This window comes from Proteus sp. CD3 (assembly GCF_008808075.1).
Lineage (GTDB): Bacteria > Pseudomonadota > Gammaproteobacteria > Enterobacterales > Enterobacteriaceae > Proteus > Proteus appendicitidis.
Map to the genome: position 1 here is coordinate 1512724 of NZ_CP019686.1, position 17136 is coordinate 1529859.

Here is a 17136-nt window from a genome sequence, read left to right on the forward strand (position 1 = left end):
CATCCTGTTTAAAATTTTATTTTTGTGAAATTTAGCTTAGCTGTAATTGTGCAAATACTTGGTTCAGACGTTGTGCATCTTTTATGCCAGGAGCCGATTCTACTCCTGAGTTAAAATCAAGCCCTATACAACCTGTTTTAACTGCATCCAAACAGTTTTCACTGTTAAGACCGCCTGCAAGTAATGCTTTTTCACGTAATGTATTAGGAATTTTTTGCCAATTAAACGTTGTTCCTGTGCCACCAGTGCCGTTATCAAGTACATATTTATTAACGTGTGACACAAGAGAAATATCTGTGTGAGTTGCCATATTTATTGCTTGCCAAATCTCACAGCTAGGTTGAATTCTTTGTCTAAGTTGCTCAATAAACTGAGCATCTTCTTGCCCGTGTAGTTGAATGGCAGCTAAATTAAGTTTTTCAGCATAGTCACAAATAAGCGCTATAGATTGGTTTTGAAAAACGCCTACAAAAGCCAAAGGTGCTTGTGTAATCAACTCTTGTGCTTGTGACAATGTCACTTTACGAGGGGATTTTTCTGCAAAAATCAGCCCTGCATAATAAGCACCCGCTTGATAAACCGCTTTTACATCTTGTGTACGAGTTAACCCGCACACTTTATGCTTTCCCAAAACTAGCGCTCTCACCGCTTGGTCAATATTTTCTTGTGACATTAGAGCGCTACCTACCAGAAAACCATTAGCATATTGGCTTAACTCTTGAACTTGCTGGTGGGTGTGAATACCTGACTCACTGATGACGATTGCATCTTTAGGCAACCCTTGGCTTAACTGCTGGGTGCGAGCTAAATCGATAGAGAGATCACGCAAATCACGATTGTTAATACCAATAACTTTGGCATTGAGATTAATGGCACGTTGACGCTCTTCTTCGGTGCTTACTTCGGTTAATACACCCATATTTAATTGATGAGCAACGGCTGATAGAGCGCGATATTGCTCATCATCCAAGACAGAGAGCATTAATAAAATGGCATCTGCTTGATAAAAACGCGCTAAATAGATTTGGTATTCATCAATAATAAAATCTTTACATAAAACAGGTTGGTGTACGGCTTGGCTAACTTGATGTAAATAATCAAAGCTTCCTTGAAAATATTTCTCATCCGTTAATACCGAAATTGCTGCCGCATAAGGCTGATAAATTTTTGCGATCGTCGCGGGATCAAAATCAGCACGAATTAAACCTTTTGAGGGCGATGCTTTTTTACACTCTAAAATAAAAACAGTATTAGGCTGAGTTAATGCCTGATAAAACGAGCGTGTTGATGGCACTATTTGGTGCATAAACTCTGATAATGGTTGGCTTGCTTTACGAGCAATCAGATATTCAGCTTTATCTTTTACAATGGCGTTTAATACAGTCATGCTCTTATCCTCTTGCGGCTAATGCAGTTACACGATTTATTGCTTTACCGCTATAAATGGCGTGCATAGCAACTTCAGTATTCATTTTTAAATCTTCTTGCCCATGTAAACGCATTAATAAAGCGACATTAGCTGCAACAGATTCGGTATGTGCTCTTTTTCCTTCACCTTGTAGTAAATCTGCCAATAATTGACGGTTGACTTCAGGTGTACCACCTTCTAAATCAGTAATGGCACAAGGGCGAAGACCAAAATCACTTGGTGTCAGTTCATAACGAGTAATTTCACCATTACGCAATTCAGCGACTTGAGTAGGCGCATGCAGTGAGACTTCATCCATTCCACCACTGTGAACAACAGCAGCACGCTCATAACCTAAAACGTTTAATGTATCTGCAATTGGCATCAATAACTCTGGGCTATACACACCGATTAATGCTAATGGCGGGCGAGCCGGGTTAATCAAAGGACCTAATACATTAAATAATGTGCGTGTTTTCAGTTGTTGGCGAACAGGCGCGGCAAAACGAAAACCACTGTGATATTGAGGTGCAAATAAAAAGCATAAACCCACTTCATCCAGTAATTGGCGCGCATCAGCAGCACTTCTGTCTAAAGGGATACCAAATGCTGCTAATAAGTCGGAAGATCCAGAGCGGCTAGATACGCTACGATTGCCGTGTTTCGCAACTTTGATACCTACTTCAGCCGCAACAAAGGCGCTTGCTGTTGAAATATTGATACTGTTGGCACCATCTCCTCCTGTGCCGACAATATCGCAAAATGTGTAATCAGGGCGAGGAAATGGTTGTGCATTTTCAAGTAACGCGCGCGCCGCACCAGCGATTTCTTGAGGATGTTCACCGCGCATTTTCATGCTGATCAAAACAGCCGCTAATTGTGATTCTGTCAACTCACCGCGAATAATGGCGCTAAACAGTGTTTGGCTTTCTTCTAACGTCAATTGTTGTGCGCTAAATAATTTGTTGAAGATAGTTTCCATTTTATGCGTCTCCTTTAGGAGTTAATGCCCATGCGATTGTTTGTTCTAAAAGTTGTGCGCCTTTGGTGGTTAAAATTGATTCTGGGTGAAACTGAAAACCACACGTTTTATGTTGACGGTGACGCACCGCCATAACAGTGTTATCGCACCAAGCATTAATAATGAGTTGTTCTGGAACTTGTTCTCCTGAAAGCGAATGGTAACGAGCTACGGGTAAAGGGTTAGGTAAATTCACAAACATTTCGCTGTTATCGTGTTCAGCTAATGTCGCTTTACCATGTAAGATCTCTCCACATGAAGAAACTTTGCCACCGTAAGCCTCAATAATCGCTTGATGACCTAAGCAAATGCCAATCACAGGCAATGTACCTAATACACGTTTTAATAGTTCAGGCATACAACCGGCTTGTGAAGGTGCTCCTGGCCCCGGAGATAACAGTAAAATCGGATTATCGAGTTCACGTAATTTTTGTTCAATAAAATCGGCAGTGACGCTATTGCGATAAATCACAACGTTATTGCCAAGGCTACGTAATTGATCGACAAGGTTATAAGTAAATGAGTCGATATTATCGAGTAGTAAGATAGTCGCCATTAGCAAGCCTCCTGCAGTTGTGTATCAGTATGAGCTTGCAAAATAGCGTTGATCACAGCTTGTGATTTATTACGTGTCTCTTCAGCTTCCATTTGAGGATCTGAATCAAGCACAATTCCGGCACCAACTTGAATAGTTGCAATATTATTTTCAACATAAGCAGAGCGAATAACTATGCAAGTGTCAAAATCGCCTGCACCAGTGAAATAGCCGATAGCGCCACCGTAGCTGCCACGTTTTGTTTTTTCATAACGAGCAATCAATTGCATTGCACTGACTTTGGGCGCACCCGATAACGTACCCATATTCATACAAGCTTGATAAGCATGAAAAATATCTAAGTCATCACGTAATTTACCCACAACTCTTGAGACTAAGTGCATGACAAAAGCATAACGGTCAACTTTTGTTAATTCAGCGACATAACGGCTACCTGCTTGGCAAATACGCGCTAAATCATTACGTGCTAAATCAACTAACATTAAATGTTCAGAAAGTTCTTTCGTATCTGTGCGCATTTCAAGTTCAATTCGGCTGTCTAAATCAGCATTGATTGAACCATCTGTGTTGCGTCCTCTTGGGCGAGTTCCTGCAATTGGATAGATTTCAATTTGGCGATCGCTTGTTTGATATTTCAATGCGCTCTCTGGTGATGCGCCAAATACCGTGAATAAAGCATCATGCATATAGAACAAATAAGGGCTTGGATTTTTCTCTTTCAATACTTGATAAGCGGCAAGTGGTGAAGGGCAAGCAACTTGAAAGCGACGTGATGGAACAACTTGGAAAATATCACCACGACGAATATAGGTTTTCATTGCTTCAACGATATCGCCATAACCTTTATCATCCATATTGCCTTGTATTGTTGACTCTGCTGCTGTTAATGCGCGGCGAATAGGATGTTTTAAAGGTTGCTTAGCCAGTGAAGCTAACTCAGATTGTCGTAAAGTGAGGCGCTGACACTCTGTTTTATCATCAGTAAAAGCAATGGAAATTAATTGACTATCTTTATTCTGATGGTCGATCACGATTAATTGTTCTGCTAAGTAAAAGCAGTAGTCTGGGCATGAAAAAACGGCGTCTAATTCAGGAATAGGTTCAAAACCACTGACTAAATCATAAGCAAATAAACCGCCAACAAAAATAGCATTAGCATCTTTAACGTCTTTATTAACAAGGAAGAAGCGTAAGGCATCAAATACGCTGGCTGATTTTAATTTGCTTTCTTCATCAATATCTTGTGCAGGTGCTGAAAAAGTAAAAACACACTGTTTATCGCTCTCTTGTATTAAGACAGCTTTTTCTTTTAGTGCGATTTTTAATGCGGGTAATAAAGCTTGTCCATTAACGCTTAATGCATCAATAGTGACTTGATTTTTTACTGCGCTGATACGCAATGCGCTATCAACAATTAACAAGCTTTTTAAGTTTGCTTTAGTATCAACTTGTGCAGATTCTAACAATAATGTGTGATGTTTGTTTTCACATAATGTATTGAAAAGTAAAGCTGGTTCACTATGGTAAGGCAGTGGCGTTGCCTTGGTATTAAATGAGAATGCAAGTGATGTATTCATTATTATCGCTCTATATTATTTTTTACTAACTGTTTTTAATGCATAAAAAAACCCGCGTAGGCGGGTTTTAGATATCACTGACGTGAAGCAGGAGATCAAACCGCCCATAAAAGAGTATTGCGCCACCAAAGAGCGATAAGACGTTGATTAATATTCATAAGATCTCCTTACAGCTAACGACAGATAATAAGTTAATAGACTAGCTTGTGTTGTGTACTAGTAAACTGGATTGCGTTAGGTTCGTCAAGTACTTTATGGCATACTCTTTAAAAATTATTATCTTGCTAAGATGAAAAGGGAGAAGCGATGACAGAAGTGCTATCTGATTTAAGAGTGATTTATGATTTGCACAGCCACACTACCGCGTCAGATGGCGAGCTTTCACCAGAAGAATTGGTTGAGAGAGCGATAGAGCGTCAAATTAATGTCTTAGCAATTACGGATCACGATACAACCGCAGCAATTACTCCAGCTAATGATTATATTGCAGAAAAAAATCTGCCTCTTACCCTGATATCAGGTGTCGAAATATCGACTTTGTGGGAGAATATAGAAATCCATATTGTTGGATTGAATATTGATATCAACCATAATGCAATGAAAACGCTCCTTTCGTCACAAAGCCAATGTCGTGAAACACGCGCGATAATGATAGGTGAGCGATTAGAAAAATCGGGTATTGCAAATGCATTTAAAGGGGCAAAAGCCTTAGCACTTGGTGGACAAGTTACAAGAGGGCACTTTGCTCGTTTTCTTGTGAATGAAGGGCATGTTGCCTCAGTTAATAAAGTGTTTAAACGTTATTTAGCGAAAGGTAAAACCGGCTATGTTCCACCACAGTGGTGCTCAATAGGTGACGCTGTCACAGCAATTCATGAAGCTGGTGGTGTTGCAGTATTAGCACACCCAGGACGATATGGTCTATCCTCTAAATGGTTAAAACGCTTAACGCTTTATTTTAAACAACTCGGTGGTGATGCAATCGAAGTGGCACAATGCCAACAACCACCACAAGAACGGGAACAACACGCAGCATTAGCGCAACTTTATGGGTTAAAAGCTTCGTTAGGTTCTGATTTTCATCGCCCTTGCTCGTGGATAGAATTGGGGCGTAATTTATGGTTACCCAGTGGTGTAGAACCAGTTTGGTCGCTATGGCAAGAGTAACATTAGAAATTCGTTGAGGGATGTATGAGCCAACTTTTTTATATTCACCCTGATAATCCGCAGGCTCGTTTAATTGAACAAAGTGCTGATATTTTACGTAAAGGCGGTGTGGTGATTTATCCAACAGACTCTGGCTATGCTATTGGTTGTTGTTTAGACAATAAAGATGCAATGACGAGAATTTGTCGTATTCGCCAATTAGATAAAAACCACAATTTCACACTGATGTGCCGTGATTTATCAGAAATTGCCAATTACGCTTATGTTGATAATGTCGTGTTTCGTTTAATAAAAAATAACACTCCAGGTAATTACACGTTTATCTTAAAAGCAACTAAAGATGTACCAAAGCGATTGATGAACGATAAACGTAAAACTATAGGCTTGCGTGTTCCTTCTAACCCTATTGCACTGGCATTGTTAGAAAATATTGGTGAGCCATTAATGTCAACAAGCCTGATTTTACCGGGCAATGATTTTGCTGAATCCGATCCAGAAGAAATCGAAGATTTATTAAGCAAGCAAGTTGATTTGGTGATCCACGGTGGCTATTTAGGGCAAAAACCGACAACGGTAATTGATTTAACAGAAGATACTCCAGTTATTGTGCGTGAAGGTATGGGAGATATTACGCCATTTCAGTAAGTCATTTAGCTGATTAAACTGAGTTTGGAGAAAATGACTCAATAGTGAAGAAATTTATCACGAGATAAAAAGATAAAAGGTGAAGGGATTTATCGCTTGTGTTAAATTTATACATTGCGATAAAAATCATGGTGTCTGTTTTTGAAATCGGTTATATCAACGCGTGTTTTAGACGCTAAACACGATAACTTGATCTGCAGACAAACGGCTAAGTTATTGTTAGGTTTTGCCAACATCGTTTTATCGTCACTATTTATCACAATGTTGATGGTTAATGTGAAAAATCATCAACATTGTTCACTATTGAATCAATAAACCTGTGTTTATTTCTTATTTTAATAAACATGGGTTATTTATATTTAATTGATTTTTAAAAATTAATTCTATTTTTATGACGCCTGTGAAGGCGACACATGAGGTTGTTTCATGAGCGATAAATCGCAACGCACTGAAAAATTACAAAAAATCCTTGCTCGTTCTGGTCACGGTTCTCGCCGTGAAATTGAAGGCTATCTTCAAGAAGGGCGTATCAGCATTGATGGTACAAAAGCAAAATTAGGTGATCGTATTGATGTCACCACGACAGCAAAAATCCGCTTAGATGGCCGCATTCTAAATATTCGTGAAGCACAAAAAGATGTTTGTCGTGTGCTTGCTTATTACAAACCTGAAGGTGAATTGTGTACTCGCAGTGATCCACAAGGTCGTCCAACCGTTTTCCAACGTCTTCCTCGCCTTAACAGTGCTCGCTGGATTGCAGTAGGTCGTCTTGATGTGAATACCAGTGGATTACTGTTATTTACAACTGATGGTGAATTAGCTAACCGTTTAATGCATCCTAGCCGTGAAGTTGAGCGTGAATACGCTGTTCGTGTTTTTGGTGAAATTGATGATGCGAAAATTCGTCAATTAACGCGTGGTGTACAATTAGAAGATGGTCCTGCTTCATTCCGCTCTGTTTCTTACCGTGGTGGTGAAGGGATTAACCAATGGTATAACGTTTCACTGACTGAAGGGCGTAACCGTGAAGTTCGTCGTATGTGGGAAGCGGTGGGCGTACAAGTCAGCCGTCTTATTCGTGTTCGTTACGGTGATATTGATTTACCAAAAGGTTTACCGCGTGGTGGTTGGGTAGAGCTTGGATTAGATCAAATCAACTATTTACGTCAGTTAGTTGAATTAAACGACGAAACAGTAACAAAAGTTGCAGTAGAAAAAGATCAGCGTCGTATTAAAGCGAATCAGATCCGTCGTGCGGTTAAGCGTCATACTAAGATATCAACACGTACTTCAACATCACCAGCTAAAAGAGCGTCAAGCCGTCGCCAATCAGCAGGAAATAAAAAGTAATTAGCGAATAATTATTTATTATTTTAAATTAAAATATCATTCTTTATGAAGAAGCACCCATAGAAATAGGGTGCTTCTTTTTTTGATGACTTTATTTTTTCCATAAATAAAACTATGATGCACAATTGATGAGATGAGAAGTCACTTTTATTAATAATAATATTTTATTTGTATATTTTACGATAAGGTATACGCGATATATGCATCGTTCTTTTTATTTAACAACAATGTTATGTGCGACTACTCTTACTACGGGTTGTGAGCCAACGACTAATTTAAACTCACAATCTGGTGTGTTTTACATTAGTAACAATAAAACAACACCGCTAGTCTTTCAAATTGATGAAAATGCTTTTTGGCTTAATACAGGTGAAGTAAAAGAAATAAAATTAGAGAATGGGAAGCATGTATTAGTTGGTGCTGACGGGGAAAAGAAAATTTTTATGATTTACCCTGGAAATCATGGAGGAATAATTAATCCATCTAGGGAAATATACTATAGTTTTACTTCTATTTTTTCTCCTAAAGAAGATAGTGAGCATTTATACTTAACAATGCGCTCTGTTTGGATTGATGGGCAATTAGTGAATGGCGCTATTAATAGCTCTGACGCTATTTTTATTGATAATAATGTTTTTCACTGTGATGTTCCTTTAAATGAGCCTATACCGACTTACTTACCTGATTGGAGTAATAAGGGAGTAGTCAATGTATTAACTAAGTGTTTTTCCCAATCTGAATTTCAAGATTTTATATCAAGAAAGCCATATGGTATTCATGTTTATTCTGGTCCTAATTTATTAGAAGCACATAAAGAAAAAGATAAATACAATTGGATAAATGATGAAAATACACGGACAGATGATTTTATTCCGACATTGAGTCATATTGAATTTCATAATAGCGAAATGCTGAAAGAAGCTAATAATATTTATAAAGTAACTAATTCCTATTTGACTTCACGGGAACCGAATGAGAAGCAAAATTACTATAATGAATATCATTTCCATATAATGAAAATGGCTATGGTGTATAGTCAACAAATACAAAATGATATATTCGATGATAAAGAAGCTTACTTTAAATTAATAGATGAAACAGGGCGTATATTTGGTGCTGGCATATTAAGTGAGCCAGCTTTAATATAATTATTATTTATTTTTAAGATAATTGAAAAGGCAGTAAGAGATTATTACCAATCTATGCCTTTTTGTGCTTTTATCCCACTATCAAAAGCATGTTTAATAGGACGCATTTCTGTCACTGTATCAGCTAACTCAATTAATTTTCTATGGCAGCCTCTTCCTGTAATAATGACATTTTGGTGAGGCGGGCGAGAGCTAATGGCTGAAATAACCTCATCTAATGGTAAATAATTAAAGCTAATCATATAGGTAATTTCATCAAGAATAACCAGATCATATTCTGGGTTATTAAGTAGTTTGAGTGCATATTGCCAAGTATTCAAACAGGCAGCAGTATCTGCGCTTTTATCTTGAGTTTCCCAAGTGAAACCTGTTTCCATTACATAAAATGGCACACCGAATTGTTCTAATAGGTTTCGTTCACCGTTTTCCCATGTCCCTTTTATAAACTGCACAACACCGACTTTTTTTTGATGACCAACAGCACGCGTTGCAGTTCCCATCGCCGCTGTTGTTTTACCTTTACCATTGCCAGTAAAAATCATCACAATACCTTGCTCACGTTGAGCTTGTTCAATTCGGGTATCTACTTTTTCTTTTAAACGTTGTTGGCGTTTTTGGTGTTGTGCATCATTCATTTTGCTACCTTAAACTTAAAGTACGTTATTCAGCGGGACCTGCCTTACGACCAGGTTGTGCATCTAAAGATTGTCCTTTCACATCAATACTGTCATCACTCATAAGATAGAGATATAACGGCATCAAATCTTTAGGTGTTTTTAGCTTTTGTGCATTTTCATCTGGAAATGCACTTGCTCGCATTGCGGTACGAGTGCCACCAGGATTAATACAGTTAATACGCAAGGTACTCTCGTTATATTCTTCATTAAGTACTTGCATAAAGCCTTCTGTTGCGAATTTAGAGACAGAATAAGCACCCCAACCATAACGACCTTGACGACCTACACTCGACGTGGTGAGGATAAGGCTTGCATGAGGTGCTTTAAGCATCAATGGTAAGAGTGCTTTTGTGAGCATAAATGTCGCATTAACATTGACTTGCATAACGTCATGCCAAAGATTACTCGGTTGATTAATGATAGGCTCAACAACACCCAATAAACCGGCATTTTGTAATACACCATCAAGATGAGGAAAGCGTTTAACGAGAGTATCAGCAAATTGCTGAAAATCGTTCTCTGTCGCTGTAAGTAGATCAAGTGGATATAACATAGGCTGTTGGCCACCTGATGTGATTATCTCTTCTTGAACATCTTCAAGTTTTGATAGAGTACGACCTAATAAGATAAGTGTTGCGCCATATTGCGCATAAGTTAGTGCAGCTTCTTTTCCAATGCCATCACCAGCACCCGTTACTAGAATAATTTTATCTTTTAGCACGCTATGATCGGGTTGATATTGCAACATATTGATATCCTGTCTAGTAAAAAGTAAATAAAGTGTAACGTCTTATTTGCTTAGCGACCAGTTTAGTCTGACTTTTTGTTTACAAATTATGGCTGTTTTCTTTATGGTATTAAACATAAATGGTATTAAACATAATCATGCCTTTGTTGCTGGCGCTAAAGCAGAATTTCGTTAAACTAGGCATATTGGTTTTAGTCAGTGTTATTAACCTTAAAAAGAGGTCTTTGTGGAGTATATTTTGCAATATGGACTGTTTTTAGCAGAAATTGTCACTGTTGTTGTGGCGATTATCGCTATCGTGTTGTTTTTCGTTGTGATTGGAAATAAAAAGCAAAATCGTAAAGGGACGTTAAGAGTCACTGATCTTGCTGAAGCTTACGAAGAAAAACAGCGTGTTATGCAACAAGCAAAAATGGACGATGCTGAATTAAAAGTCTGGTATAAAGCATTTAAAAAACAGCAGAAAAAAGAGAATAAACAGAGTAAAAACAATGCAAAAGAAGGTAAAAAAGGCGTTGTAAAACCTTGTTTATATGTGCTTGATTTTAACGGTAGTATGGATGCCCATGAAGTGGGTGCACTACGTGAAGAAATCAGTGCCATTCTTTCTGTTGCACAAACAGGTGATGAAGTATTACTGCGCTTAGAAAGCCCAGGCGGTATGGTTCACGGATATGGATTAGCGGCGGCTCAATTAACACGCTTAAAAGAAAAGGGAATTAAACTGACTGCGGTTGTCGATAAAGTGGCTGCTAGCGGGGGATATATGATGGCATGTGTGGCAGATAACATTGTTGCAGCGCCATTTGCGATTATTGGCTCTATTGGTGTCGTAGCTCAAATCCCTAATATTCACCGTTTACTCAAGAAAAACGATATTGATGTTGAGTTGCATACTGCTGGCGAATATAAACGTACATTGACCTTATTAGGCGAAAATACTGAAGAAGGTCGCGAGAAATTTAAGCAAGATTTAAATGAAACGCATCTATTGTTTAAATCATTTGTGCATAAATATCGTCCTCAACTTGATATTGATAGCGTTGCAACGGGTGAGTATTGGTACGGCTCAGAAGCGCTAAACAGAGGCTTAATTGATAAAGTTGGTGTAAGTGATGATTGGCTGATTGATCATATTAATGATTTTGAAGTTCTTTCTGTCCAATATGTTACCAAAAAGAAAATGGTTGAGCGAGTTACCGGTGGCGTAATGGAAAGTATCGATAAACTGATGATGCGTTGGGTGCAAAGAAGTAAAAAACCGCTGCTATAAGCCAAGCTACTAAGTTATATAAGTCAATAAGTACGCAATAATAATGATATCAGTGATATGGATTATCGCTGATATCATCCTTCCTTAATCCAGTCACTATTTCTAAGCCTTCTTAATAAATATTCTAACTTTCTATTTTAAAAGCTTTTATGTTGATAAAACAAAAAAAAGCCAGTGAAAATTTCACTGGCAATCAAAGAAATAATTGATATTGCTTATAACAACAACAGGGTAAATATTTCCTCTTTCTAGGAGGCTTCAATATAGCCGTAAATAGAAAATAAAAATAATTGATCTTACTGATTGTATTGATAGGTAAGTGTAATCGTGAATTAAGATGCGACAAAAAACGGCATTATGAACAGGTTGAATCATTATTCTTTATTACCGCTTAATTATGCCAGTTGTGCGTATCTGAGTGAACGCAATAACTGGCAAGTAAAGCCTCTTTTTTGCTATCGATTAAGAGTAAATTAATTTACTTCAGTGATTAAATAAAAATAATCACGAAGATGACTTATTCTAAGTGGTATTTATCAGATAACACATGAGCTAAATGCTTGAACATGTTGAATGCTGCTGTGCTTTTTGCAGTAGGTAAACCTTGTTCATCTAAAAAAAATTCGCCTTTAAATACGAGGACATTACCTTTCTGTTCAACCGAATCAGCACGCATACCTTGTAAATAATCTTCATGTTCACATATGATTTTATTCGCTTTTTCAAGTAGCATCTCTGTTGTAATCGGTGTAGTTTGTGTTGACATAATATGTGCTCCTTAGAAAAATAATTTGTTGCGCCTCACTTTTTATCAGGTAGAGTGTGGCATTTTTAAAAGCTTAGCTACTCTATATGTAGCAAACAATGATTTACCTGTACCCGATCAAGGCAGTGAGGTGATTAAAATACCTCAAAAAAAGTTATGAGTTTTGAGCTTAAACAAAAGCTTTGAATAAAAACAGGTTGATATATTGCAAAACTAACGCAATATAAAAAAGAGATTTTAAACATTTTTTTAGTTGAGGGTATTAAACAATACCGTCATAACAAAGTTTAATTAGGTAAAGGTAATTATGGGTAAAGCTCTTGTTATCGTGGAGTCCCCGGCTAAAGCCAAAACGATCAATAAATATCTTGGCAATGACTACGTAGTTAAATCTAGCGTGGGTCACATTCGTGATTTGCCAAAGAGTGGTTCTGGCAGCCAGAAGAGCGAAAACTCATCCGCCACGAAAGGCGTGAAAAAAGTTAAAAAGGATGAGAAATCAGCCTTAGTCAGCCGTATGGGAGTTGATCCCTATAATGGATGGAATGCGAACTATCAAATTCTACCCGGCAAAGAAAAAGTCGTGGCTGAACTAAAAGCATTGGCTGAGAAAGCTGATCATGTCTATCTCGCAACGGACCTTGACCGCGAAGGAGAAGCTATCGCGTGGCATTTACGCGAAGTTATCGGCGGTGATGATGAACGATTTAGTCGAGTGGTTTTTAACGAGATCACTAAAAATGCCATTACACAAGCTTTCCAAACTCCAGGTGAGTTAAATATAGATCGCGTTAACGCACAACAAGCACGTCGCTTTATGGATCGTGTTGTGGGCTATATGGTTTCACCTTTACTTTGGAAAAAAGTGGCTCGTGGATTATCTGCGGGGCGAGTGCAATCCGTTGCTGTGCGTCTTTTAGTTGAACGTGAGCGTGAAATTAAAGCCTTTGTTCCTGAAGAATATTGGCAATTACATGCATCGCTGTTAACGCCTGACGAACAGCCATTGCGTATGGAAGTCACGCATTATAATGATAAAGCCTTCAACCCTGTTTCATCTGATGAAACACAGGTTGCGGTTAAAGCATTACAAAATGCGACCTTCACGGTAAAAGATCGTGAAGATAGACCAACATCGAGCAAACCGAGCGCACCACTTATCACATCAACCTTACAGCAAGCGGCAAGTACGCGTTTAAGCTTTGGTGTGAAAAAGACGATGATGCTAGCTCAGCGCCTTTATGAAGCAGGTTATATAACCTATATGCGTACTGACTCAACTAACTTAAGTCAGGATGCAATTCAAATGGCGCGTGATTATATCAATGAGAATTTTGGCGCTAAATATTTGCCGAAAGCACCAAACGTTTATTCGAGTAAAGAAAATTCTCAAGAAGCGCACGAAGCTATCCGTCCTTCTGATATCAACGTTATCGCAGAATCTTTAAAAGATATGGATAACGATGCCAAACGTTTATATCAACTGATTTGGAATCAATTTGTTGCTTGCCAAATGACACCAGCAAAATACGATTCAACCACATTAACAGTCGAATCAGGTGATTATAAACTACGTGCTAAAGGTCGTACTTTACGTTTTGCCGGTTGGACGAAAGTCATGCCAGCGATGCGTAATAAAGATGAAGATAAAACCTTACCTGCAGTTGATGTAGGGGCAAAACTGGCTTTAGTTGAATTAGAACCAACTCAGCACTTTACTAAGCCACCAGCACGTTTTAGCGAAGCAACTTTAGTTAAAGAGTTAGAAAAGCGCGGTATTGGCCGTCCTTCAACATATGCATCTATCATTTCCACTATTCAAGATCGTGGTTATGTGAAAGTTGAAAACCGTCGTTTTTATGCAGAAAAAATGGGTGAAATTGTCACAGATCGCTTAGAAGAAAATTTTAGCGATTTAATGAATTACGATTTTACTGCGCAAATGGAAGATCACCTCGACCATGTTGCTAATAATGAAGAAAACTGGAAAGCGGTATTAGATGCATTCTTCACTGATTTTAGTCAGCAATTAGATGTCGCTGAAAAAGATCCGGAAGAAGGTGGAATGCGACCAAATCCAATGGTGATCACGTCGATTGAATGTCCAACTTGTTCTCGTCATATGGGCATTAGAACAGCGACAACAGGCGTATTCTTAGGATGTTCAGGCTATGCTTTACCGCCTAAAGAGCGTTGTAAGCAAACCATTAATCTTATCCCTGAAGATGAATTATTAAATATTCTTGAAGGGGAAGATGCAGAAACTAACGCATTACGTGCACGTCGTCGTTGTCCGAAATGTGGTACTGCAATGGATAGTTACCTGATTGATACTCATCGTAAATTACATGTTTGTGGTAATAATCCTGCATGTGATGGTTATGAAGTTGAAGAAGGTGAATTCCGCTTAAAAGGTTACGAAGGTCCAGTTATTGAGTGCGATAAATGTGGCTCTGAAATGCACCTGAAAATGGGGCGTTTTGGTAAATACATGGGTTGTACTAATGATGACTGCAAAAATACGCGTAAAATTTTAAAAAGCGGTGAAATTGCACCACCGAAGGAAGATCCCGTTCCACTTCCTGAGTTGCCATGCGAAAAATCAGATGCTTACTTTGTCTTACGAGATGGCGCTGCGGGAGTATTTTTGGCCGCAAACACGTTCCCTAAATCAAGAGAAACGCGCGCGCCAAAAGTAGAAGAACTGGTTCGCTTTAAAGACCGTTTAGCAGAGAAAATGCGCTATTTAGCAGAAGCTCCGGTGGCTGATCCTGAAGGAAATCCAACTATTGTGCGTTTTAGTCGTAAAACAAAACAACAATATGTTTCTTCAGAGAAAGATGGCAAGGCTACAGGTTGGTCTGCGTTTTATGTCGATGGCAAATGGGTTGAAAAAACCAAATAATATCGGCATGACGTGATAAATAAAAAAGCGACTAATGAGAGTTAGTCGCTTTTTTGTATTAAGAAGGTATGCTAATTAAATACATTGAAACAGTATTAATGGTTAATTTCTATTTGTCTGATATTTTACTTTGCTAATAATAAGACGGAGATACTATGAAACTGATGCCTTTGTTACTATCTGGCTTACTCTTCACTTCTGTGGCAAGCGCTGCAACGTTAGATGTCACGTTAAAAGAAGCTTTACCGACGGGAGCAGGCAACGATGTTGGTGTTGTGACTATTACTGAAACTGATTATGGGCTGTTATTTACGCCAAAACTCACTGGATTAACACCGGGTATTCATGGTTTTCATATCCATGCTAATGGTTCTTGTGAGCCGGATATGAAAGATGGCAAACCTGTACCAGCATTAAAAGCAGGAGGGCATTTAGATCCTGAAAAAACCGGCGTTCACTTGGGACCGTATAATAAAGCTGGGCATCTAGGTGATTTACCAGGATTAGTTGTAAATGATCATGGCGTTGCTGATTACGCAGTATTAGCACCAAAACTCACTAAACTTGAACAAGTGAAAGATAAAGCAATTATGGTGCATGTGGGTGGCGACAACTATTCTGATGATCCTGAGGCACTTGGCGGTGGTGGCGCAAGAATGGCATGTGGTGTGATTAAATAATTTAGTGACACCAGCATTATGAAATAAAAGCTGACAGATAACGTTGGCTTTTTTTATGCTTATTTATAGCTTATAACTATTCGATATAACAAAACCTAAATAACACTATTAATTACGTTAGACCGAAATGAAATAAGTGATATAGTGGTTATAAATTACATCTTTATTATTCTTTTTAGTTATATGAATATAAATAGAATAACGGAATAATAAGTCTTTTGTTGAAGGGATAGCCTCTCTATGAAATTACAACAGTTGCGTTATATCGTTGAAGTGGTGAATAACGATTTAAATGTTTCGACCACGGCAGAGCGTTTGTATACATCTCAACCGGGAATAAGTAAACAAATTCGCATGTTAGAAGATGAGCTTGGTATACAAATATTTTCTCGTAGTGGTAAGCATCTAACGCATGTGACACCAGCAGGTGAAGAAATTGTAAGGCTGTCTAGAGAGATTTTGTCAAAAACTGAAGCTATTCGATCAGCGGCGGGTGAGCACACTTATCCAGATAGAGGCTCGCTATCAATTGCAACAACGCATACGCAAGCTCGTTATGTATTACCGCCAGTAATAAAAGGTTTTATTGAGCGTTATCCTGATGTTTCATTGCATATGAACCAAGGTTCACCAACGCAAATTGCTGAAGACGTATGCAGAGGTAAAAGTGATTTTGCGATCGCGACAGAATCACTGCATCTTTATAACGATTTAGTGATGCTACCTTGTTATCGTTGGAACCGTATTGTTGTGGTTTCAAAAGATCATCCACTTGCACAAAAACGAGAAGTGACGTTAAAAGAGCTTGCGGGTTACGATATCGTTACCTATACCCACGGTTTTACCGGACGTTCTGATCTTGATGATGCTTTTGGTAAAGTTGGGTTAAAACCTAAAATTGTTTTCACTGCAACCGATGCGGATGTCATTAAAACTTATGTAAGACTGCATTTAGGTATTGGTGTGATTGCCAGCATGGCATTTGATCCTGTACTTGATAGCGATTTAGTTGCCATTGATATGCGTGATAAGTTTAGTTATAGCACCACTAAAATTGCGTTTCGTCGTAGTGGTTTCTTACGTGGCTATATGTATGATTTTATGTGGCGTTTTGCCCCTCATCTTACGCGTAATTTGATTGAGCAAGCTGTTGCGTTGCGAACTAACGAAGAGATTGAAGAGTTATTTAAAGATATCGAATTACCACTCGTGTAA

The 17136-nt window shown here is 38.4% G+C and carries 15 protein-coding genes; 8 read left to right on the forward strand and 7 right to left on the reverse strand.

Going from position 1 to position 17136, the window contains the following annotated elements; translation table 11 throughout:
* Positions 1-31 precede the first annotated feature (31 nt).
* Genes trpCF through BTA34_RS06980 form a run of 4 tightly spaced genes read right to left on the reverse strand, consistent with a single transcriptional unit; the run spans position 32 to position 4562 of the window.
* The gene (gene trpCF, locus BTA34_RS06965) at positions 32-1387 is read right to left on the reverse strand and encodes a bifunctional indole-3-glycerol-phosphate synthase TrpC/phosphoribosylanthranilate isomerase TrpF (RefSeq protein ID WP_151435021.1); all 1356 of its coding nucleotides are present in this window, start codon (positions 1385-1387) and stop codon (positions 32-34) included.
* A 4-nt stretch (positions 1388-1391) separates the two neighbouring features.
* Positions 1392-2390 (reverse strand): anthranilate phosphoribosyltransferase, encoded by a 999-nt coding sequence (gene trpD, locus BTA34_RS06970; RefSeq protein WP_151435022.1) that lies wholly within the window; start codon positions 2388-2390, stop codon positions 1392-1394.
* Position 2391: 1 nt separating this feature from the next.
* Positions 2392-2985, reverse strand: coding sequence for an aminodeoxychorismate/anthranilate synthase component II (locus BTA34_RS06975; protein ID WP_109402903.1), 594 nt, complete (start codon positions 2983-2985; stop codon positions 2392-2394).
* The gene (locus tag BTA34_RS06980; protein ID WP_151435023.1) at positions 2985-4562 is read right to left on the reverse strand and encodes an anthranilate synthase component 1; all 1578 of its coding nucleotides are present in this window, start codon (positions 4560-4562) and stop codon (positions 2985-2987) included. The genes BTA34_RS06975 and BTA34_RS06980 overlap by 1 nt, the downstream gene beginning before the upstream one ends.
* A 306-nt stretch (positions 4563-4868) precedes the next feature.
* Here BTA34_RS06980 and rnm point away from each other — a divergent pair, with 306 nt between their 5' ends.
* From rnm to BTA34_RS07000, 4 genes are all read left to right on the forward strand, one after another.
* Positions 4869-5729, forward strand: coding sequence for an RNase RNM (rnm, locus tag BTA34_RS06985; protein ID WP_151435024.1), 861 nt, complete (start codon positions 4869-4871; stop codon positions 5727-5729).
* A gap of 24 nt (positions 5730-5753) precedes the next feature.
* On the forward strand, positions 5754-6374 hold the full coding sequence (locus BTA34_RS06990; RefSeq protein ID WP_151435025.1) for an L-threonylcarbamoyladenylate synthase: 621 nt from the start codon (positions 5754-5756) through the stop codon (positions 6372-6374).
* 426 nt (positions 6375-6800) lie between these two features.
* Entirely contained in the window at positions 6801-7724 is a 924-nt protein-coding gene (gene rluB / locus BTA34_RS06995) for a 23S rRNA pseudouridine(2605) synthase RluB (protein WP_023582283.1), read from the forward strand.
* A gap of 200 nt (positions 7725-7924) precedes the next feature.
* Complete coding sequence (locus tag BTA34_RS07000; RefSeq protein ID WP_151435026.1) at positions 7925-8872, forward strand: hypothetical protein; 948 nt, start codon at positions 7925-7927, stop codon at positions 8870-8872.
* A gap of 44 nt (positions 8873-8916) precedes the next feature.
* Here BTA34_RS07000 and cobO read toward each other — a convergent pair whose 3' ends face one another.
* Together cobO and BTA34_RS07010 are read right to left on the reverse strand one after the other, a co-directional pair.
* Positions 8917-9507, reverse strand: coding sequence for a cob(I)yrinic acid a,c-diamide adenosyltransferase (cobO, locus tag BTA34_RS07005; protein ID WP_151435027.1), 591 nt, complete (start codon positions 9505-9507; stop codon positions 8917-8919).
* Positions 9508-9532: 25 nt separating this feature from the next.
* Positions 9533-10294: a YciK family oxidoreductase gene (locus BTA34_RS07010; RefSeq protein ID WP_196566073.1), complete on the reverse strand. Its 762-nt coding sequence runs from the start codon at positions 10292-10294 to the stop codon at positions 9533-9535.
* Between the two features lie 229 nt (positions 10295-10523).
* Here BTA34_RS07010 and sohB point away from each other — a divergent pair, with 229 nt between their 5' ends.
* Complete coding sequence (gene sohB, locus BTA34_RS07015; RefSeq protein WP_151435028.1) at positions 10524-11570, forward strand: protease SohB; 1047 nt, start codon at positions 10524-10526, stop codon at positions 11568-11570.
* A 517-nt stretch (positions 11571-12087) separates the two neighbouring features.
* On the opposite strand, the gene BTA34_RS07020 is transcribed toward sohB, so the two are convergent.
* Positions 12088-12336, reverse strand: coding sequence for a YciN family protein (locus BTA34_RS07020; RefSeq protein ID WP_069369238.1), 249 nt, complete (start codon positions 12334-12336; stop codon positions 12088-12090).
* A 307-nt stretch (positions 12337-12643) separates the two neighbouring features.
* Here BTA34_RS07020 and topA point away from each other — a divergent pair, with 307 nt between their 5' ends.
* The 3 genes from topA to cysB all read left to right on the forward strand — a co-directional run bounded on the left by topA (position 12644) and on the right by cysB (position 17136).
* On the forward strand, positions 12644-15241 hold the full coding sequence (gene topA, locus BTA34_RS07025) for a type I DNA topoisomerase (protein WP_151435029.1): 2598 nt from the start codon (positions 12644-12646) through the stop codon (positions 15239-15241).
* 155 nt (positions 15242-15396) lie between these two features.
* Complete coding sequence (sodC, locus tag BTA34_RS07030) at positions 15397-15921, forward strand: superoxide dismutase family protein (protein ID WP_151435030.1); 525 nt, start codon at positions 15397-15399, stop codon at positions 15919-15921.
* 240 nt (positions 15922-16161) lie between these two features.
* Positions 16162-17136, forward strand: a complete 975-nt coding sequence (gene cysB / locus BTA34_RS07035; RefSeq protein ID WP_151435031.1) for an HTH-type transcriptional regulator CysB — start codon at positions 16162-16164, stop codon at positions 17134-17136.